The 19,732-nt window shown below is 60.6% G+C and carries 14 protein-coding genes and 1 pseudogene; 10 read left to right on the top strand and 5 right to left on the bottom strand.

The window, feature by feature from the left end; all coding sequences use genetic code 11:
• Positions 1 to 164: 164 nt before the first annotated feature.
• From AC07N4_RS11130 to AC07N4_RS11105, 6 genes are all read left to right on the top strand, one after another.
• Entirely contained in the window at positions 165 to 1,760 is a 1,596-nt protein-coding gene (locus AC07N4_RS11130) for an FAD-binding oxidoreductase (RefSeq protein WP_493065228.1), read from the top strand.
• Positions 1,761 to 1,765: 5 nt separating this feature from the next.
• Entirely contained in the window at positions 1,766 to 3,361 is a 1,596-nt protein-coding gene (locus AC07N4_RS11125; protein ID WP_493065229.1) for a glycerol-3-phosphate dehydrogenase/oxidase, read from the top strand.
• Between the two features lie 20 nt (positions 3,362 to 3,381).
• Entirely contained in the window at positions 3,382 to 4,950 is a 1,569-nt protein-coding gene (locus AC07N4_RS11120; RefSeq protein ID WP_493065230.1) for an FGGY-family carbohydrate kinase, read from the top strand.
• A gap of 116 nt (positions 4,951 to 5,066) precedes the next feature.
• Positions 5,067 to 6,353 carry a phospholipase gene (locus AC07N4_RS11115; RefSeq protein ID WP_493065231.1) on the top strand — a complete coding sequence of 429 codons (1,287 nt, stop codon included), beginning with the start codon at positions 5,067 to 5,069 and terminating at the stop codon, positions 6,351 to 6,353.
• 45 nt (positions 6,354 to 6,398) lie between these two features.
• Positions 6,399 to 8,357 (top strand): DUF1302 domain-containing protein, encoded by a 1,959-nt coding sequence (locus AC07N4_RS11110; RefSeq protein ID WP_493065232.1) that lies wholly within the window; start codon positions 6,399 to 6,401, stop codon positions 8,355 to 8,357.
• Positions 8,358 to 8,388: 31 nt separating this feature from the next.
• Positions 8,389 to 9,762 (top strand): DUF1329 domain-containing protein, encoded by a 1,374-nt coding sequence (locus tag AC07N4_RS11105; RefSeq protein ID WP_192559727.1) that lies wholly within the window; start codon positions 8,389 to 8,391, stop codon positions 9,760 to 9,762.
• A gap of 177 nt (positions 9,763 to 9,939) precedes the next feature.
• Here the strand turns inward: AC07N4_RS11105 and AC07N4_RS11100 are convergent, their stop codons facing one another.
• Together AC07N4_RS11100 and AC07N4_RS11095 are read right to left on the bottom strand one after the other, a co-directional pair.
• The gene (locus AC07N4_RS11100) at positions 9,940 to 10,644 is read right to left on the bottom strand and encodes a methyl-accepting chemotaxis protein (protein WP_404943081.1); all 705 of its coding nucleotides are present in this window, start codon (positions 10,642 to 10,644) and stop codon (positions 9,940 to 9,942) included.
• A 201-nt stretch (positions 10,645 to 10,845) separates the two neighbouring features.
• Positions 10,846 to 11,724 (bottom strand): annotated as a pseudogene (locus AC07N4_RS11095) (methyl-accepting chemotaxis protein); the annotation flags it as partial.
• Positions 11,725 to 12,112: 388 nt separating this feature from the next.
• Between AC07N4_RS11095 and pmrG the strand changes: the two are divergent.
• Both pmrG and AC07N4_RS11085 read left to right on the top strand, forming a co-directional pair.
• Positions 12,113 to 12,784 (top strand): lipopolysaccharide core heptose(II)-phosphate phosphatase PmrG, encoded by a 672-nt coding sequence (pmrG, locus tag AC07N4_RS11090; RefSeq protein WP_273538895.1) that lies wholly within the window; start codon positions 12,113 to 12,115, stop codon positions 12,782 to 12,784.
• The gene (locus AC07N4_RS11085) at positions 12,781 to 13,602 is read left to right on the top strand and encodes a phosphatase PAP2 family protein (RefSeq protein ID WP_493065233.1); all 822 of its coding nucleotides are present in this window, start codon (positions 12,781 to 12,783) and stop codon (positions 13,600 to 13,602) included. The genes pmrG and AC07N4_RS11085 overlap by 4 nt, the downstream gene beginning before the upstream one ends.
• 64 nt (positions 13,603 to 13,666) lie before the next feature.
• Here the strand turns inward: AC07N4_RS11085 and AC07N4_RS11080 are convergent, their stop codons facing one another.
• Positions 13,667 to 15,142, bottom strand: a complete 1,476-nt coding sequence (locus tag AC07N4_RS11080) for an ArnT family glycosyltransferase (RefSeq protein ID WP_493065234.1) — start codon at positions 15,140 to 15,142, stop codon at positions 13,667 to 13,669.
• 30 nt (positions 15,143 to 15,172) lie between these two features.
• Positions 15,173 to 15,760 (bottom strand): ribosomal protein S5-alanine N-acetyltransferase, encoded by a 588-nt coding sequence (gene rimJ, locus AC07N4_RS11075; RefSeq protein WP_493065235.1) that lies wholly within the window; start codon positions 15,758 to 15,760, stop codon positions 15,173 to 15,175.
• A 156-nt stretch (positions 15,761 to 15,916) separates the two neighbouring features.
• Between rimJ and AC07N4_RS11070 the strand changes: the two genes are divergently transcribed.
• Positions 15,917 to 16,495: a GNAT family N-acetyltransferase gene (locus AC07N4_RS11070; protein WP_493065533.1), complete on the top strand. Its 579-nt coding sequence runs from the start codon at positions 15,917 to 15,919 to the stop codon at positions 16,493 to 16,495.
• A 113-nt stretch (positions 16,496 to 16,608) separates the two neighbouring features.
• Here the strand turns inward: AC07N4_RS11070 and AC07N4_RS11065 are convergent, their stop codons facing one another.
• Positions 16,609 to 16,974 carry a DUF6124 family protein gene (locus AC07N4_RS11065; RefSeq protein WP_493065236.1) on the bottom strand — a complete coding sequence of 122 codons (366 nt, stop codon included), beginning with the start codon at positions 16,972 to 16,974 and terminating at the stop codon, positions 16,609 to 16,611.
• Between the two features lie 552 nt (positions 16,975 to 17,526).
• Between AC07N4_RS11065 and zorA1 the strand changes: the two genes are divergently transcribed.
• Positions 17,527 to 19,719: a type I Zorya anti-phage system protein ZorA1 gene (zorA1, locus tag AC07N4_RS11060; protein WP_493065237.1), complete on the top strand. Its 2,193-nt coding sequence runs from the start codon at positions 17,527 to 17,529 to the stop codon at positions 19,717 to 19,719.
• The last annotated feature ends 13 nt before the right edge of the window (positions 19,720 to 19,732 follow it).

Below are 19,732 nucleotides of genomic sequence, written 5' to 3'. Positions count from 1 at the left end.
AAAGGTAATTTGAATCCACGACTAAAGTAAATGGCTGACGCTTGCGCGACGTTTGACTCAATTGGCTACTCGAACTGGCCGGATGCGACCGTGACACTTTCGGCCGGCTGACTAGTATGAGGGCCTGAAATCTCACTGATCAGACTGCACAGAAGGACACACGCATGCGACGCTGGAACGGCTGGGGAGATGCAACAACGGTGGTCGAACTGCCGGCCCAGGGCGCAAGTTTTCTCCATGAGCGACTAGGGGAGGGCCGAGCGCTGCCCGATGCGACGCTTGAAGCGGCGATGGCCCGCGTACCGGTCTCGCGGCTGGCGGAGCACGCGCTGTACAGCATCGATGCCCATGACCGTCTGCTGCATGCCCGAGGGCAGAGCCTGCCGGACTGGCTGGCGTTGCGCGAGGGGGCGCTGGGCAACTATCCCGACGCCGTGGCGTTCCCGGAAACCGCCGAACACATTCGCCAGTTGCTGGCGCTCGCCCAGGCGCAAGACCTGTGCCTGATTCCCTATGGCGGCGGCACGTCGGTGGCCGGGCACATCAATCCGCCCGACTCTGCGCGGCCCGTGGTGACGGTGTCTCTGGCGCGGATGAATCGTCTGCTCGACCTCGATGAACAAAGCCTGCTGGCGACTTTCGGTCCCGGCGCCAGTGGCCCACAGGTGGAAAGCCAACTGCGCGCCCGAGGCTACACGCTGGGGCATTTCCCGCAGTCGTGGGAGCTGTCGACGCTGGGCGGCTGGGTGGCCAGTCGTTCCAGTGGTCAGCAATCGCTGCGTTATGGGCGGATCGAGCAACTGTTCGCCGGCGGGACGCTGGAAACCTTTGCCGGGCCCCTGCAAATTCCAACTTTCCCGGCGTCGGCGGCTGGCCCGGATCTGCGTGAAGTGGTGCTGGGTTGCGAAGGGCGTTTCGGGATCATTTCCGAGGTCAAGGTGCGGGTCAGCGCGCTGCCGGCCGATGAGCGTTTCTACGGCGTGTTTCTGCCCAGTTGGAGCAAGGCACTGCAAGCCATTCAGCAACTTGCGCAAGCACGAGTGCCGCTGTCGATGCTGCGTTTGTCCAACGCAGTGGAAACCGAAACCCAACTGGCGCTGGCCGGCCATCCGCAACAGATCGCCTGGCTGGAAAAGTATCTGAGTTTGCGCGGAGCGGGGGAAGGTAAGTGCCTGCTGACCTTCGGCGTGACCGGCAATCGCCGGCAGAATGCGTTGTCCCTGAGCCAGGCACGCCAGCACCTGAAGGCATTCGGCGGGGTGTTCACCGGCACACTGCTCGGCAAGAAGTGGGCGCAGAACCGCTTCCGTTTTCCGTATCTGCGAGAGAACCTGTGGAACGCCGGTTATGTGGTGGACACCCTCGAAACCGCCACCGACTGGAGCAATGTCGACAACCTGCTCAGCCTGATCGAAAACAGCCTGCGCGATGCTCTCGCGGCTGAAGGAGAGCGGGTGCATGTGTTCACGCATCTATCCCACGTCTACGGCGAAGGTTCGAGCATCTACACCACCTACGTGTTTCGTCCGGCAGCGGACTATCCCGCGACGCTGGCCCGCTGGAAAGCACTCAAACACGCGGCCAGCCAGACCATCGTCGACAACCACGGCACCATCAGCCACCAGCACGGCGTGGGCAAGGATCACGCGCCGTACCTGCTGCGTGAAAAAGGCGTTTTGGCGATGGACACTTTGCAGGCGCTGAGCCGGCACTTCGACCCGGCCGGGCGCCTGAACCCCGGCACGCTGTTGCAGGAGTGACCGCCATGAGCGCGGACTGGAACGCCGAATGGCGCCAGCAGGTCCTGCCGACCTTGGCGGGTGAAACCTGGGATTTGATCGTCATCGGCGGCGGCATCAGCGGTGCCGGCATCCTGCGTGAAGCCGCGCGCCGTGGCTGGCGTTGCCTGCTGCTGGAGCAGCGTGATTTCGCCTGGGGCACCTCCAGCCGATCCTCGAAAATGGTCCATGGCGGTTTGCGTTATATCGCCAAGGGCCAGTGGCGACTGACCCGCGATTCGGTGCGCGAACGCCAGCGTCTGCTCGACGAAGCGCCGGGGCTGGTGGAACCGATGAGTTTCATGATGCCGCACTATCGCGGCGGCTTTCCCGGGCCTCGGGTACTGGGTGGTCTGTTGTCGATTTATGACGCATTGGCCGGGCGGCGTGATCATCGTTTCCATGACGCGCAGCAACTGCGTTATCTCGCGCCGGGCGTAAAAGAAAATGACCTGCTCGGCGGCACCTGTTTTGTCGATGCGCTGACCGATGACGCGCGACTGGTAATGCGCGTGTTGAGCGAAGCACGGGCCGACGGCGCGGTGGTGCTCAACGGCGTGCGTGTCGAACATGTGCTGCGTGAAAACGGGCGGGTGTGCGGGGTTCAGGTCGAAGATTGCGAGGCCGGCTCGTCGCTGCAATTACGATGTGGTGTGCTGGCGGTGGCCACCGGAGCCTGGGCCGAACGCTTGCGTCCGCCCGAGGCTCCGCGCCAGTTGCGTCCGTTGCGCGGCAGTCATTTGCTGCTGCCGAGCTGGCGCTTGCCGGTGGCGCAGGCCTTTACGTTTATGCACGAGCAGGATCGGCGTCCTGTGTTCGTTTTCCCTTGGGAAGGCGCCACAGTGGTCGGCACCACCGACCTTGATCATCGCGAGAATCTGGACCAGAGCGCGAGCATCAGCGGCGAAGAACTCGACTATTTGCTGGCCGCCTGCCGACAGCAGTTTCCCGGCGCTGAAGTGGTTGCAGCCGACGTGCTTTCAACCTGGTCGGGCGTGCGCCCGGTGGTGGGCAGTGCGGCGGGTGAGCATCAAGACAAACCGTCGAACGAAACCCGTGAACATGTGCTGTGGCAGGAACCAGGCTGCGTCACGTTGGCCGGTGGCAAACTCACGACGTTCCGCCCGCAAGCCATCGAAGTGCTCAAGGCGTGCGCCGACATGCTCGGCCGTTCCTTCGATGACGATGCCGCGCCGGTATTTGCCGCCGTGCCACCACTGACAATCCCCGGCCTCAGCCCCGGTCAGTGGCGACGTCTGGCCGGGCGACATGGCCGTGATTTGCCGAGGCTGGCGCAACTGCTCGCCGAACTGGGCCACGACACCGTCGGCGCCACCGACACCTTGTGGGCGGAACTGGCTTTCGCCTGCGAAGCGGAAATGGTCCTGCACCTGGATGACCTGCTGCTGCGCCGAACCCGTCTCGGCCTGTTGCTGCCCCATGGCGGCGCGGAGTATTTCCCGGCCATTCGCCGACTCTGCCAGCCGCGACTGGGCTGGAACGACGAACGCTGGCAACAGGAACAGCAACGCTATCAGGCGTTATGGCAACGCCATCACGGCCTGCCGGAAATCGCGCAGTGATGCCCCTCGAAGAGAGCTCCATGGACAACCACCCGAACAAGCGTTACCTGCTGGCCATCGACAATGGCACCCAGAGCGTGCGCGCGCTGCTCTTCGATTTGCAGGGCAATCTGCTCGGCAAGGGCAAGGTTGAATTGCAGGCCTATTACTCGACGCAGCCGGGCTGGGCCGAGCAGGATCCGGAATATTACTGGGCGAAACTGGGCGAGGCCTGCCAGCAGGTGTGGGCGCAAACCGGCATCGATCGTTCGCAGATTGCCGGCGTTTCCCTGACCACCCAGCGCGGCACGGTGATCAACGTCGATGCCCAGGGCAAACCGTTGCGCCCGGCGATTCTCTGGCTCGATCAGCGCCAGAGCGAAGTCGAAGGCGGGATCAAGGGACCGTGGGGCTGGCTGTTCAAACTGGCCGGCGCGCAGGCCACCGTGGATTACTTTCGCGCCCAGGCCGAAGCCAACTGGATCGCTCGCCATCAGCCTGACGTGTGGGCGGCGACCGACAAGTTTCTGCTGCTCTCGGGGTTTCTCACGCATCGCCTGTGCGGGCGCTTCGTCGACTCGGTGGGCTGTTGCGTCGGTTACCTGCCGTTCGACTTCAAACGCCTGCGCTGGGCCGCGCCGCGTGACTGGAAATGGCAGGCGCTGGCGGTGCGTCCCGAGCAACTGCCGACCTTGCACAAACCCGGTGAAACCCTCGGCCATATCAGCGCCGAAGCGAGTCGCCACACCGGCATTCCCGAAGGCGTTCCGCTGATCGCGGCGGGGGCCGACAAGGCCTGTGAAGTGCTCGGTTCCGGCGTCGTCGACTCGGGCACGGTATGCCTGTCTTACGGCACCACGGCGACGATCACCAGCACCCGCTCGCGCTATCTGGAAATCGTCCCGTTGATTCCGCCGTACCCGTCGGCGGTGCCGGATCAGTACAACTGCGAGGTGATGATTTATCGCGGCTACTGGATGGTCAGCTGGTTCAAGAACGAGTTCGGCCTGCGGGAAATGCAGCAGGCCAAGGAGCAGGGTATCGAGCCTGAACAACTGTTCGATGCGCTGGTCGATGCGGTGCCGCCGGGCTCGATGGGGTTGATGCTGCAACCGTACTGGTCGCCGGGGATTCGCGAGCCGGGTGTGGAGGCCAAAGGCGCGATGATCGGCTTCGGCGACGTGCATACCCGTGCGCACATTTACCGGGCGATCCTTGAAGGTCTGGCGTATGCGTTGCGTCAGGGCATGGAGAAAATCGAGAAGCGCTCGAAGATCTCCGTCACCCGTTTACGTGTTGCTGGCGGCGGCTCGCAAAGTGATGCGGCGATGCAACTCACGGCGAACATTTTCGGTCTGCCGGCGGAGCGTCCGCACGTCTATGAAGCGTCCGGTCTGGGCGCGGCGATTTGCTGCGCGGTGGGGCTGGGGCTGCACGCAGATTTCCCCACGGCAATAGCGACGATGACCCGGGTCGGCGCGGTGTTCCAGCCGCAACCCGAGGCGCAGCAGGTCTACGAGCGACTGTACAAGGACGTTTATCTGCGCATGTATCGGCAGCTCAAACCGTTGTACCAGAGCATCCGCAAGATCACCGGTTACCCGGCCTGAAAGAACAGCGCATGTGGCGCTATCGGAGAACTTTTCTGGTGAGATCGGACAGTGTCAGGGGCGGGGTCGGTTGTTAGGCTCGATCCCCACGGCACACATAACAAGAACCAGAAGCAATGAAGCTGATCTCCCTCCTGCTGCTTTGCGCAATAGCCCCGACGGCGTGGGGCTGGTCGAATCATACGGTAGGCAGCTACCTGGCGTTGCAGGACCTGCCGGCGTTGCGCGATGCGCCGCCCGTCGAGGTTGAACCGCTGGAGCAGTTTCTCTCCGAGCAATACCCGGCCATCGTCGCGTTGCTCGATGAGCAGGAAGGCTTCGCCCGCGAACACTTCAAGCAATACCCGCCGCGCCCCGACAACCTCAAGTTGCCCGTCGAGCCGAGCGACAATCTGCGCCACGACTTCCTCACCGCGCTGCGGATCAATCCGCAGATTCATCTGGCGATGGTCATCCAGCCGCTGCCGGGCAAAGACCTGCCGGAGCGCGAGCATCTGCAGGCCGATCAGGTCATGGTCGAGCAGACGCTTTCACCGTGGAATCGCCAGCGTTTCATTCGCGTAGCCGATCACGAAAAAGTCGCGCCCCTGGCCGTGCTGGCGAGCGCCGCCGATGAGCCGGATTACGGCCACGACATCAATCTGTTCAGCGACAACCCCGGTGAAGTCGCCGCGCTGTATGGCTTCGGCCCGCAGCCGTTTGGCGATGCGCGCTTCCAGTACAGCTCCCAGGCACCGTTCCACATGGGCTTTTTTCATGAGAGCCCAGTGGTGTATGCGGCTGCCGGATTTCTTGAGCGCAGCTGGCCGGACTGGCGCGCGTATCAATACATGGGGCTGGCGCGACTGGCGTTTGCCAGCGGCCATCCTTACTGGGGTTATCGCTTTCTCGGTTGGGGCCTGCACCACGTTCAGGACCTGACCCAGCCGTATCACGCCAAGCCGTTGCCGGGCGTCGAACTGCCGAGCCTTCTGCTGCTGGAGGGCAAGGCGCTGGCCGGTTTTGCGGATGACAAACAGGCGTCCATCGAACGGGTCGCGACCCGCCACATGGAGGTCGAGAAATACCAGTCGACCTGGCTGCGCCGTGTGCTGCGCGCCGGTCAGCCGCATCCGATGATCGACGCCTACGCCGATGCCGCCGGGGACGCGCATTACCCGCCGTACTCCGTGGACTACTTGCGCGAAGTGGTGAGCGCCGAGTCCGTCGACGACTCTGCCGCCTTCGATGAAGCCATCGGCCAGTGGCTGGAAATGGCGCCGGTCACCAGCGATTTCAGCGCGGGCAATCAGTTGCAGCGCGAGACCTTCGAGCACCCGGAACTCAATCGGCAATTGCTCAAATTGCTCGGCCATTTCGGCGCCCACAGCCGGATTTATGTTCGTGCGGGGCTGGCGCCCTAAGCATCGCGGCAACACACAACAATAAGAACAGGGAAGGAGGAACAGATGATCAACACTCGATTGCGCCTGTCTGGCGTAGCGCTCCCCGGTGTCGGTTTGGCAGGGCTGCTGCAACTCTGCGCAGTCGACGCGGTGCAGGCCGCCGAGTTCAGCGTGCTGGACAATCAGGTCACCGGCTCGCTCGACACGACCTTGTCCTATGGCCGCTTGTGGCGGGTGCAGGGCCGGGACAAGAACAACGATGACGTCAACACCAACGACGGCAATCGCAACTTCGACACCGGGCTGGTTTCCGAGGTGTACAAGATCACTTCGGAGCTGGAAGCCAACTACCAGAACTACGGGATGTTCCTGCGCGGCACCGCGTTCTACGACACCCAGTTGATGGACAAGCGCAACGACTACTACCACAACAACAGCCCGTCGCAGCCGAGCCAGAGTTATCCCCAGGACGACCGTTTCACCAGCCAGACCCGCGACATCGCCGGCAGCCGGATCGAGATGCTCGACGCCTACGTCCACGGCAGCTGGGACGTCGCGACGATGCCGGTCACGGCGCGGGTGGGGCGTCAGGTGTTCAACTGGGGCGAGGGGATTTTCTATCGCGGCGGGGTCAACACCACCAACCCGGTGGACGCCGCCAAGTACCGCTTGCCCGGCGCCGAGGTCAAGGAAGTGCTGATGCCGGTGGAGGCGGTCAGTTTCAACATCGGCCTGACCGACAGCCTGACGATGGAGAGCTTCTACCAGACCAACTGGAAAGAAACCCGCATCGATCCGGTCGGCACCTTCTACTCGCAGACCGACCTGTTCGCCGACGGCGGCAACACCGCTTACAACAACTTCAGCGGCACCGCGCTTGATACGCCGGTGCCGGGGTTTGGCAATGTCATCGGTCTGTACAGCGCACTGGGTAACAACCCGTTGCTCGGCCCGGCGCTGAAATCCACCGGCCTCTACGCCAACGGCGTGACCCCGGCCTACGGCAACACCCTCAAGGTGGCGTCGATCGGCAAGGACTACAACGCGCGCAACGACGGTCAGTTCGGCTTCGCCTTTCGCTACATCGCCGAAGAGCTCAACAGCACCGAATTCGGCTTGTACATGGTCAACTACCACGCCAAGGAACCGACCATCGCCGCCGACCTCGGTGGCTACAAGGGCATCGACATGAATGCCCTGACCAACATGCTCTCCAGCGTTGCCGGCAGTCAGGCCGGGGCCCTCGCCAACGGTCTGGCGACCGCCGATGTGATGGGCAACATCCAGGCCCATCGGCGTTATGCCGAAGACATCCGCATGTACGGTTTCAGCTTCAACACCACGCTGGGCAATGCCTCGGTATTCGGTGAAGTGGCCTATCGACCGAACCTGCCCATCGGCATCGCGGCCACCAACGACCTGATCGGCGATCTGGCCAACGGTGCTGCCGCAGCAGTGTCCGGCAAGACCATCAACGTCGGCGGGCAAATGGTCACCCTCGACAGCCAGATCAACAACGCCGAGCGGGTGGAAGCGTTCAACACTTCGCTGGGCAGCATCTACAACTTCGGCCCGACGCTGTCGTTCGACTCGATGTTCGGCATCTTCGAACTGGCCTCCGAGCATCTGCGCGGCAGCAGCCTGCAATACACCGCCTACGATGGCAGCACCCGTTACTACGCCGGCACCGGCAACACTTCGTACGTGTCCGGCGGTGATCGCGACGATCAGGTCAACCGCAATTCCTACAGCTATACGGTGATGTTCAACGGTACCTGGAACGACGTGTACGCCGGGATCAACGTCTCGCCCTACGTCGTCTACAAGGACGATTTCAAGGGCAACAGCTACCAGGCCGGCAATGCCATCGAAGGTCGCAAGGCCTACACGCTGGGGGTCAAGGCCAACTACCAGAACAAGCTCGAAGCCGAACTGCAGTACACCGAGTTCTGGGGTGGCGGGCAGAACAACGGCATTCGCGACCGCGACAACGTCGGTTTCAACCTCAAGTATTTCTTGTGAGCTCACAGGTTTTTGAATTCGGAGAACGAACATGTTTCCTGCATCACGACTGACCAAGACCACACTGGCGTTGCTTTTGAGTTTGACCGCTGCAAGTACGCTGGCCGCCATCTCGCCCCAGCAAGCCGAACAACTGAAAACCTCGTTGACCCCCATGGGCGCCGAGCGTGCCGGCAACGCTGCCGGCACCATCCCGGCCTGGACTGGCGGCATCACCCAGGCGCCGGCCGGCTACAAGCCCGGCCAGCATCACCCCGATCCGTACGCGGCGGACAAACCGCTGTTCACCATCACCAAGGCCAATCTCGACCAGTACAAGGCGCACCTCAGCCCCGGCCAGATCGCGCTGTTCAACAGCTACCCCGACACCTTCCAGATGCCGGTCTATCCCTCGCGCCGATCCGGTTCGGCGCCGCAGTGGCTGTATGACAACACCCTGAAGAATGCGACCTCGGCCAAGTTGCTGGAGGGCGGCAGCGGGTTCGCCGATGCCTATGGCGGCGTACCGTTCCCGGTACCCAAGGATGGTGTCGAAGTGCTGTGGAATCACATCACTCGCTATCGCGGCATCTACGTGGTCCGCCGCGCCTCCGAAGCACCTGTGCAGCGCAACGGCAGCTTCGCGCTGGTGACCTCGCAGCAAGAGGGCTTCTTCAATTACTACCGCCCGGGCGGTCAATTCGCCGACCTGAAAAACATCCTGTTCTACTACCTCGCCTTCGTGAAAAGCCCGGCCCGCCTCGCCGGTGGTGCAGCGTTGGTGCACGAGACACTGGACCAGCTCAAAGACGCCCGTCAGGCCTGGATCTACGACGCCGGCCAACGCCGCGTCCGCCGCGCACCGAACCTCGCCTACGACACGCCGATCGCCTCCTCCGATGGCCTGCGCACCGCAGACGACACCGACCTGTTCAACGGCTCGCCGGACCGCTTCGACTGGAAGCTCAAGGGCAAGCAAGAGATCTACATTCCCTACAACAACTACAAAGTCGGCAGCCCCGACGTGAAATACGCCCAACTGCTCACCCCCGGCCACCTCAACCCGCAATACACCCGCTACGAGCTGCACCGGGTCTGGGTGGTCGAAGGCACACTCAAACCAGGTGCACGGCATATCTACTCCAAACGCGTGCTGTTCCTCGACGAAGACAGCTGGGGCGCCGCGCTGGTGGATCAATACGACGGGCGAGGGGAGCTGTGGCGCGTGTCGATGGCCTACCTGAAAAACTTCTACGACCTGCCCACCACCTGGAGCGCACTCGACGTCTTCCACGACTTGCAGGCCCGTCGGTACTACGTGCAGAACCTGGATAACGAAGAGGCCTCGACCGTCGACTTCTCGCAACCGGTGCCGGAGGATTCGTATTTCATGCCGTCGGCGTTGCGGCAGCGGGGGACGCGGTGAGTGATTTTACTTAGCTGCCTTTCCTTCCCTCACCTCACTGGGAATTTGGTTGGGTGGTTTTTGGATCAGGCAGGTCAAAACGCTTCATTCAAATCTTGAAGATGGCAATTTCAGGATAAAAAAGAAGGGCAGCTTTTCAGCTGCCCTTCTTTGTACATCGGCTTTCGTGTGCAGGGTTTACACGCGGAAATGGCTAACCATCTGCTGCAACTGCCCACCCAACCGCGCCAGTTCAACGCTGGACTTGGCGGTCTCGTCACTCGCCGCAGCAGTCTGTTCCGACACGTCGCGGACGTTGATGATGCTGCGGCTGATTTCTTCGGCCACGGCGCTTTGCTGTTCGGCGGCTGCGGCGATCTGCTGGTTCATCGACTGGATATTCGACACCGTGCGGGTGATGTTTTCCAGGGACGAGCCGGCCTTGCGGGTCAGGGCGACGCTGCTGTCGGTCAGGGCGCGGCTGTTGTTCATCACGGCGGAAACCTGTTGCGTGCCGTTCTGCAGACCGGCCACCAGGCCTTCGATTTCTTCGGTGGATTTCTGGGTGCGCTGGGCCAGGCCACGGACTTCGTCGGCGACCACGGCAAAACCACGACCGGCTTCACCGGCACGCGCGGCTTCGATGGCGGCGTTGAGGGCCAGCAGGTTGGTCTGTTCGGCCACGGCCTTGATCACGTCCATGACGCTGCCGATCTTGTCGCTTTCCTGTTGCAGCACGCTCATGGCTTCGGTGGAACGCACCACTTCGCTGGCCAGACGCTCGATCTGGGCGATGGCTTCGTTAACCACTTTGTCACCCTCGCGGGCTTCGCCGTCAGCGGCGGCTGCGGCTTGCGAGGCTTCTTCGGCGTTGCGCGCGACTTCCTGCACGGTGGCAGTCATCTCGTGCATGGCGGTGGCGACCTGATCGGTCTCGATCTTCTGGCTGTTGACGCCGGCGCTGGTTTGCTCGGTGACGGCCGACAGCTCTTCGGCGGCGCTGGCGATCTGGGTCACGCCGTCGCGGATGCCGCTGATCAGGTCGCGCAGGGTCACGCCCATGCGCGCGATGCCTTGTTGCAGCACGCCGAGTTCGTCGCGGCGGGTGACGATCACGTTGTGGCTCAGGTCGCCGCTGGCGATGCGCTCCACCACGGCCATGGTTTCCTGCAACGGACGGGTGATCTGACGGGTGATGATGAAGGCAGCGATGACGCCCACCAGCAACGCCAGCAGGGTACTGATCAGTTGCAGGGTGCGGGCCTGAGCGCTTTCCATGTCACGACGGTCGAGCTGGATCTGATACATCTGCTCGCTCAGGGTCACGATGGTGGCGCCCTGATCGGTCATTTCCTTGCGTGCCTGCACCGCATCGGTGTTGGCATTCTTGTAAGCCTGCAACGCGCTGCGGTAGTTGGTCAGCGCGGTTTCCAGCTGACGCAGGGTGTCTTGCTGGGTGTCGGCGAAATGCGCGTTCAGTTGCTTGAGGCTGGCAATGGCCACGTCCAGCTGACCGACGGCTTTCTGCTCGGTTTCGGCGTTGGTGGTGGCGGTGTAACCGCGCACTTCGTAGCGCGCCAGGATGAAGGCTTCCTTGGCGGCGGTAATGGCCTGGAACTGCTCGAAACGCTGTTCACTCATGGCCATCTGCTGGACGCGGGTGCTGATCGATTCGATCAGGTCGTACGCGGTCTCGGCATTGACGCTCATGGTGTCGCGCGCCGTGTTACCGGTGCGGTAGGCGTTGCGCATTTTGTTCAGGGACGTCTGGTATTCGGCGATGGTCGCCGCCTGCGCCTTGAGCAACTTGACGTTTTCCGGGCTCTTGAATTTGCCGATCAGCGCTTGCTGTTGCGCAGCGAAACCGTCGAGGGTGGTCTGCACGTTCTGCGCGGCGGTTTCGTCGCCGTTGGTCAGCATGTATTGCAGGCGCACCACGCGCAGCTTGGTCAGGCCAGAGTTGAGCTGGGTGATGTCGCTCATCCAGTTGCTGCGGTCAATCAGGCCGCCCAGGCTGGTCCAGCCCGTCAGGGCCAGAATGCAGGTCAGGGCCAGGACGAGACCGAATCCCAGCCCCAGTTTGAGGTTCACGCTGATGTTGCCGAACCAGCTATTCATCACAATTCCTCCAGAAACGTTGTGCTTCTTGATCGTCGGTTAGGCTGGAAGATTGTTGTTTTTTTGAGCCAGCAAGGGTGTTAGCAGGACTGTATCGGCCGCAAATCCTGGAGCTGAAAGGATTTTGTCCGACGGAATTTGTAACAAAGGATCCCAAGACTTTTTTCACATGACTTTCACTGGCTGCCCACGGGGGCGTCTGTACCTTCGCCGCATCAAATGACAGTGATATAGGCTGGCGAGGCGAATTTTTGTGGAATTGAGACTGAGTCTGTTCGGCGTCAAACGCTCGATCGATCTGAGTGGTTTGGCCCGCTTTCGAAACGCCGGGGTTGTTCTGGCCGTGTCGGCACTGGTAATTCCGCTGACCCTGTGGCTGCTCGCCCCGGCGGCGGTGCCTGACCTCGCCCACGGCAATGTGGCCGGCGCACAGGCGTTGGCGACCGGTTGGGCCAAGGGCGACATGATCGTGCTGGTGCGCCATGTCGAACGCTGCGATCACTCCCCGGCGCCGTGCCTGAGCGGCAATGACGGCATCACCGATCGTTCGCGCAGTGTCGCGGTCGCCGTCGGTGCGCAATTCGAGCGCCTGGGCCTGAACAATGCCGATATCTATAACAGCCCGATGACCCGCACCGTGCAGACCGCCGGTTACATGTTCAACCGGGCGACGACCGGTGAGGACTGGTTAATCAGCTGCAAGGGCCGCATGTTGCAGGACGCGCTGGCGCACAAGGTCCCGGGGCGTAACCTGATCCTGGTCACCCACAGCGAATGCATGGCGCAGCTGGAAAAAGACCTCAAGGTGCCGGCCTCGACCCTCGGTTATGGTTCTTCGCTGTTCGTTTCCGCTGCCAGCCTGGCGGCTCCAAAGATGCTCGGCTTCATCGAGGCCTCTGACTGGCGTACGGTGACCACCCGATGACTTCTCGCTTTTACGCTTACAACTTCGGCATCCCGCTGTTTTGTGCGGCGGTGGTGTTCCTGATGTTCGACATGACGAACATCGACATCGCCTTCAGCAACCTGCTGTTCGATCCGCTGACGAATACCTTCCCGCTCGACAAGATTCACTTCTTTGAAAAGCTGACCCACAAGTGGGCTCGCATCATTCCGAACTGGACCGCTGAAATCGCCCTGATCGGCGCGATGCTGTCGGTGGTCTGGCCGTTGGTCAATCCGCAGAAGCGCCCGGGCCTAGCCGGGTTTCTGGAGCGCAGCAAAGTGGCTCCGGTGCTGCGTTTTACCGCTGACCATCGCCGGGATTTTCTGTTTGTGGTGGTGGCCTTCGCGGTGTGTACCGGGGTGATTCACTTCCTCAAGGCCCACACCAGCGTTTACTGCCCGATCGAGACGACGCTGTACGGCGGCAAAATGGCTCACATCGAGTGGTACAGCAATTTCCAGCTGTTCCATGAAGCCGGTGACGGTCGTTGCTGGCCGGGTGGGCATGCGTCCGGCGGGTTCACCATGCTGGCGCTGTATTTTGTCGCGCGTCGTTATCAGTGGCGCTTCTCCAGCGCCTTGTTGTGGGGATCGCTGTTGCTCGGTTTCGTCTACGGCACCACACGCGTCCTGCAAGGCTGGCACTACATGTCCCACACGTTCTGGGCCGGGATCTTCGTCTGGCTGGCCTGTTTGCTGACGGCTCTGGCGTTTTATGGGCGGGCGCGTCTGGAGTTGCCGGTGTTGAGCAAGCGTGAGCGACAGGTGTTCAGTACACAGCCTGAGGTTTCTCTCTGAAGCGTCGTCACTGAAATGAAAAACCCGCCATCATCGGCGGGTTTTTCGTTTGTGCGTCACGGCATTAATAGCCTACGAAGTAGTACGCCTGGCGCCCGACCATCATGGTCTTGAGGACTTTCAGCGGGGCGGCGGGCTCGCTGTCCCCTGACATCACCGCGATGTTAGAAGGCGAGGCGCTGAGGAAATCCTTCAATTGCGCATCGGTATCCAGCCCCTTGAGGACGCTCTGGGTGTAGAACACGCTGGCGCCGCCGACCCGTTCGTTGGCCTGGAACAGCGCGACCTGATGGCCGCTGGCTTGCAGCGACTGGATGTGTTCGGTCAGTGGCAGGAACGACAATTCCTTGTCCGCGTTGGGCAGGGCCCATTGCGCGGCGCCGAGATAGCTGGCGATCACAACCGTCAGTAAGCCGGCCGCGATTGTCTGACGATGACGTGCGATCCGTCCGACAAACCCGCTGTTACGGTCCTTCAGCCTCTCGAACAGTACGGCTGCATATTCCGCCGCGATCACCGCCGCCGCTGGCGTCATCGACATCAGGTACACCGTGCGTTTACTCGACGCCAGGGTCAGCATGATGAACTGCGCAACGATCCACAGGCTGAAAAACAGCAGGTAACGATTGGCCTTCAATTGTTTACGGAAGTGCCACAGCCCCAGATACACCAGAATGTTCCAGGGCAGGAACGCTTCGGGCAGTTTGGCGATGTAGTAGTAAAACGGCTCATAGTGCCCGGCTTCGACGAAGGATCCGCTGAAACGCCCGACGCTGTTGGTCAGCAAGACTTCTCTGACTGCCTGGACGCCGCCATGCTGATAGAGCACCGCGAGCCAGATCAGCAGCGGAATCAGCCCGAGCGCTGTCAGCAAACCGGGACGCAACCACTCGGTCAGTTTGAAGCGCTTGTCCATCAGGTTGTCGGCCAGCAGATAAGCGAATATCACCACCCCCGGCATCGCCAGTCCGAGTACACCTTTACTCAACGTGGCGATGGCAATTCCGACGGCAAACAGCAGCGAATTGCCTATCGTCGATGCTCGTTGCGCTTGGAAGAACGCCAGCAGCGCCATGGTTACGCCGAGTGCGAGCAACGCATCCTCGCCGACCCCGCGCACGTTGCTCCAGTAACTGGCCATGGTCGCCAGCAGAATGCCCGCTGTCCACGCGATCGCTTTCGGCCGTTCGAAGCGCCGCAACATGCCGTACAGGATCATCACGCTGAGCAGGCCGGCCACCGCCGACGCCAGCCGCACCGCCCACGGAGAAACACCGAACACGCGCATGGCGCCGGCGTCCAGCCACAGACTCAGCGGCGGTTTTTCCAGAAACGGTTCGCCGAACAGACGGGGCGTCACCCAGTCATCGTCCAGGTGCATCTCCATGGCGATGCCGGCGACGCGGGCCTCGGTGGAGCCTTGCAATTGATGGTTACCCAGCGCGAAGAAAAACAGCAGGGCGGCAAGCAGGAACAGTGAAGTGGCGGCACGCGACGACATAGGTTTCAGATAACCGGAAGGGGCGAGAGGCGTGAGCATACTTCGCCAATGCTTAACAAATTGTGAAACTCACGCAAGACGCCGCGACCAGCGCTGATCCGGTGCTTCGAATGCCGGATTGACCAGCGCCGTCAGCACATGATCCTGCCAGCGCCCGGCAATGTTCAGGTAAGCCTTGGCATAACCCTCGCGCTCGAAACCCAGCCGTTCCAGCAACCGTGCACTGCGTTCGTTGCCGGGAATGTAGTTGGCCATGATCCGGTGCAGGTTCTGGGCCTCGAACATGTAGGCGATGGCGGATTCCAGCGCTTCCTGCATCAGACCCTGGCCCTGATGGGCTGCATCGATGTGATAACCCAGATAACACGCCTGGAACGCACCACGAATGATCCCGCTGAAATTGCACGCGCCGATCATCTGCTGGCCATCCGGAGTCAGCAGCGCGAGGTGCACGGCCAGCCCGGCATCGAAAGCGCTGGCCTGCACTTCAAGGCGTCGGCGAATCTGTTCGGTGGAGAAATAATCGGTGGTACGAATCGGTGACCACGGGGCGAGATGGCGCAGGTTGCGTTGATAGAAATCGCTTTCCAGAGGCGCCTGATCCGGGTCGAGTACCGCGAGCGTCAGGCGTTGGCAGGGCAGGGTCAACAGCGGCATCGGACGCTCCGGGTCTCGGGATTGATCAACAGAATTGCGCGGTAGGCAGGAAAATACAAATCGCGGGTGGTTTGACTCGTTCTATAAATTTGCGGCGTTCGCTGCACAGTCAGGTATTGGCTTGTCGTGCGCGAAGGCGTTTTCAGGGAGGATGCGATGGAGTTTGCGTTAATGGCGGGGGGCGAGTCACTGCGTGTCAGATCCCCGGATCCGACGTTGAACCTTGCGTTTCAGCGAGCGCTGAACGTCAGTTACCCGGAGCATTCGGAGTTTTTGTCCTGGGCCCGTGCGCATACCACCGAGGAGCAGGCGCTGGAGTTCTTGCACAAGGCTCGTGATGAGTTTGACAGCGAAACCGGTGAGCGCAGGTTTTTCATCGTTGCTGCCGACGGGGCGGCGATCATCGGTTGTATTGGCTTGAAACCGCGGGGGCGTCATCGTTACGTCGTTGGTTATTGGGCCAACACTGAACACTCGGGAAAGGGTTATCTGCGTGCCGCGCTGACTCAAGTGCTGGGCCGATTTCCCGATGCCACGTTTTACCTGACTACGTCTTCCGCCAACCTGCGCAGTCAGCACCTGGCAGTAGCGGCTGGCTTCGCGTTGATCAGGGTTCATCCTCAGGCCCGGCATTCGGAGCAACACGGCGTTCAGGACACGTATGTGTATCGCTTCGCCGCCAAATCCGGGGCAAAAAAAAGCCCGCAGGAGAGCGGGCGAACCGTAGTTTCTTGAATGAGCGAGCGGACTTTACAGGTTTGATGGTGAAGGGGCTGTGAAGAAAAATTCATCTCGCTGCACCTTCGCTCACGACGCTAGCTCTGCTGATTTCGGCTCTTTCAAGAGGGTCAGTGGCAGAGGACTGGCTTCGAATCGGCCGCCTGCTGCAATGGATCTAGCTTGCTCAAGGCGCTGCTGACCAGCATCTCCGCCAACCCCGCCAATTGGTGCATCGCGACAATCCGCGCACGTTGCACCTCATCCGGTCGATGGACGAGATCATGCGCCATCATATTGAGCGCCGCGAGATTCTGGCTGGCGTGGGTCAACAGCGTGATCAGGTCGACGTCGGGACGCACGCTCAAGATCTGATCGACCGGGAGGAGCCGGGAGTTGCGCCTGCGGGAAACAGTAATGGGGTGATCGGAAGTCGAGATCGTTTTGGACTCGGCAACCGGGGAATTTTCGGATGGATCGGGGGTGTCTTTTTTCATGACCGGGCTCCATGTGAGGGGTGATCCTTGCGCTTCGGCGAGTCAGTGCCGTTCACCTGTGTGTAGCGAATATGGAGGGTAACCGGGTGGGGCGGGGGGGGGCTAGTTCATGGAAGTCGACGCGTGTTGAGGGAAATGTCCTAGGGTATCGGCGTGTTGAACTAGCGGCACAGTCGGTCATCAGCCTGCGCTGCACTTGCCTGAGTTTTTTCACCACGATCAGATGCGCCTCGGCGGCTGCTCTCTAGGCTAAGTAGGTAAACTTGAAAAATCGCTTCGCTTCAGGATGCCGAAACTAGGGTTCAGCTTTCAGCTTTACGACAGTTACGGCTCAGGCTAAGGTGATGTCATAAGGATATTATCCTCCAGCATTTGGCCACGGAAGGTTCTTGGTTGCACATAATACGCCCACTCACTCCGAGTTTGTGGCACCCCCGAAACGTACGCCTGGCAAGGTGCTGTCATTGATCCAACTGGATTGGTCATTGGCGCATCACTGCTGGCAATGCGGCCTTGCTGAAAATCAAAAATGCTTAATTGAAGGCGGAAGGTATGGATTTTTCGACGTTGTTGCACCTATGGGGTGCAGCAAGCTCTGAGCAGCTGATCGCACCCACAATGGTTGTTGGTCTCGTTTCCATTCTTTGCGCTTGGTATTTTGTTCGTTACTTCTGCAGGTCATTCAAGCTTAGTGCCCAGCTGAAACGTTTGACTGTTAGCTTGCGGAACGTGAAAACTCTCGCTCCACCTCTCCGGCGCGCTGAGCTGGAGCGTCTGCTCAGTGGCAGCAGACTGGATCATTCCTGGCGCGAGTATGCTGAAACGCTACACGATCAGTTCGAGCTCAAGGAGGGTGAACAGGTACTCGTCCGATCGCGAGCCACCGCCGGTGCTGCACACTTCTTCTCACCGCAAAGTGTGGTTGATACCCCGCTGGGGACCGAATTCTACAAACACCTGCCTGGTATCCTGACCGGTATCGGGATTGTCGGAACTTTCTTCGGCTTGATGCTAGGTCTTCAGCACTTTGACCCGAGCACGCCTGAGCAGGTTAACGCCAGCGTCGATAAGCTGTTGAAAGATGTGCTGTTCGCTTTCATCGGCTCTTTCATTTCAATCATGGCCTCTATCGCCGTCACTCTTACTGAAAAGTGGCGCTTGGGGCACTGCTACAAGCTGCTTGAGGCATTCAATGAAACAATCGACGGGCTTTTTGACAGTGGTGTCGGTGAGGAATACCTGGCCGAGCTGGTGCGATCAAGCGCTGAAAGCTCGGTACAAACCCGTCAGTTGAAGGACAGCCTGGTTACCGATCTGCGGGAAATGTTGCAGAACCTCGTTGATACTCAGGTCCGTGAAAGCCTCAAATTGGCAGATACCTTGTCGACGACGTACCGTGACTCTGGGCAGCTGTTGGCCGATCAGGTGAGCGGCGCAATCGAGAACAGCCTCAAGTCGCCGCTTGAAGCTATCGCGGGGGCGGTGCAAGCCGCCAGTGGCGATCAGTCCGGGCAGGTACAGAACCTGCTTCAGGATGTACTGGTTGCTTTCATGAACAAGCTTGAAGGTACGTTCGGCCAACAGTTCAATGGCCTGCACGAGTTGATGGGCCAGTCGGTTACTGCCATGCAATCGATGCAGCAAGGTTTCTCGACGCTGATTCAGGATATGCGGTCGGCTAGCGAATCATCGAATCAAAGTAGTGCGACCATGATTGCCCAGCTTCTGTCCGACATGCAGGCCGGACAAAACTCCATGCAAGCGGGAATGAACGAAATGCTCGCCAATCTTCAGGCTTCGGTTGCCCGTATCGGCAACGAAGGGGAAGGGGCTGGCGCTCGAATGGCTGATCAATTGGAGAAGCTGTTCGCTCAAAGCGAGGCTCGCCAACAGGCAATGGCTGAGAATCTCCAGGCTTTTGTCGAGTCGATCAAACAGAGCATCGGCCAAGGCCAACAGGAAACCATGGCCAAGATTGCGGGCTCCGTTGAGGTGCTGGGTGAGCAGCTCTCGGCAGTCTTCAAGCAACTGGAGCATGGTCAGCAGCAGATGGATCAATCCACCCGTGCCGCACAGGCTGATCTGCACCAAGGTACCCGCGACCTGGTTGGTGGCCTCGATGAGCAGGTCAAGGCGTTGCTGCAAACAGTTTCCGAGCAACAGAAATCGGCCCAGGACACCGTCAATGCGTTGAGTGCCCAGACAGAGCAGCATCTGCATAGTATGCAGATGGGGGCGGACAAGATGCGGGCGGCGGCTGAACGGTTTGAAACTGCTGGACAAAGCGTTGCGCGAGCCAGTGAGTCGACTGCGGGACTGATGGGGACAGTTCAGGGCGCAGGGGCTGAACTTGCACAGGCGTCGCGTGAGCTGAATACCGTTGTCGCGGACTACCGGAACAATCGTGAAGCGTTAGCGAAAACGCTCGCGGTCATCGAAGGGGTGGTTGCCAGTGCCGAAGGGGAAGCCAGCGGTCGCAGCCAATATCTCCAGGACCTGAAGGTTCAGAGCGAGCGGATGCAGGCACTTAACCGTGAAGTGTATGAATACCTCGAAAACATCAGTGGTGTGCTGGGTAACGGCTTCAAGGAGTTTGGTGATGGCATGGATCGGGTATTGAGACAAACCCTGGGAAGTCTTGATACCGAGCTCGATAAAGCAGTCAAGAGCCTTGCTGGCGGAGTGGAAGGGGTCAAGGAAAGTCTAGAAGACTTCGGCGACATCATGGAACGCATCAAGCGGTAACGGAGGCTAGTCG

It is taken from the genome of Pseudomonas sp. GW821-FHT09E04 (assembly GCF_059416185.1).
Note: the sequence above shows the minus strand (reverse complement) of the source record. Positions and strands in the feature narration are given on the sequence as shown.

Bases quoted from the DNA above. Each gene is read 5' to 3' on its own strand.
- AC07N4_RS11130 (WP_493065228.1), top strand. From the start codon at position 165: ATGCGACGCTGGAACGGCTGGGGAGATGCAACAACGGTGGTCGAACTG.
- AC07N4_RS11125 (WP_493065229.1), top strand. From the start codon at position 1,766: ATGAGCGCGGACTGGAACGCCGAATGGCGCCAGCAGGTCCTGCCGACC.
- AC07N4_RS11120 (WP_493065230.1), top strand. From the start codon at position 3,382: ATGGACAACCACCCGAACAAGCGTTACCTGCTGGCCATCGACAATGGC.
- AC07N4_RS11115 (WP_493065231.1), top strand. From the start codon at position 5,067: ATGAAGCTGATCTCCCTCCTGCTGCTTTGCGCAATAGCCCCGACGGCG.
- AC07N4_RS11110 (WP_493065232.1), top strand. From the start codon at position 6,399: ATGATCAACACTCGATTGCGCCTGTCTGGCGTAGCGCTCCCCGGTGTC.
- AC07N4_RS11105 (WP_192559727.1), top strand. From the start codon at position 8,389: ATGTTTCCTGCATCACGACTGACCAAGACCACACTGGCGTTGCTTTTG.
- AC07N4_RS11100 (WP_404943081.1), bottom strand. From the start codon at position 10,644: ATGACTGCCACCGTGCAGGAAGTCGCGCGCAACGCCGAAGAAGCCTCG.
- AC07N4_RS11085 (WP_493065233.1), top strand. From the start codon at position 12,781: ATGACTTCTCGCTTTTACGCTTACAACTTCGGCATCCCGCTGTTTTGT.
- AC07N4_RS11080 (WP_493065234.1), bottom strand. From the start codon at position 15,142: ATGCTCACGCCTCTCGCCCCTTCCGGTTATCTGAAACCTATGTCGTCG.
- rimJ (WP_493065235.1), bottom strand. From the start codon at position 15,760: ATGCCGCTGTTGACCCTGCCCTGCCAACGCCTGACGCTCGCGGTACTC.
- AC07N4_RS11070 (WP_493065533.1), top strand. From the start codon at position 15,917: ATGGAGTTTGCGTTAATGGCGGGGGGCGAGTCACTGCGTGTCAGATCC.
- AC07N4_RS11065 (WP_493065236.1), bottom strand. From the start codon at position 16,974: ATGAAAAAAGACACCCCCGATCCATCCGAAAATTCCCCGGTTGCCGAG.
- zorA1 (WP_493065237.1), top strand. From the start codon at position 17,527: ATGGATTTTTCGACGTTGTTGCACCTATGGGGTGCAGCAAGCTCTGAG.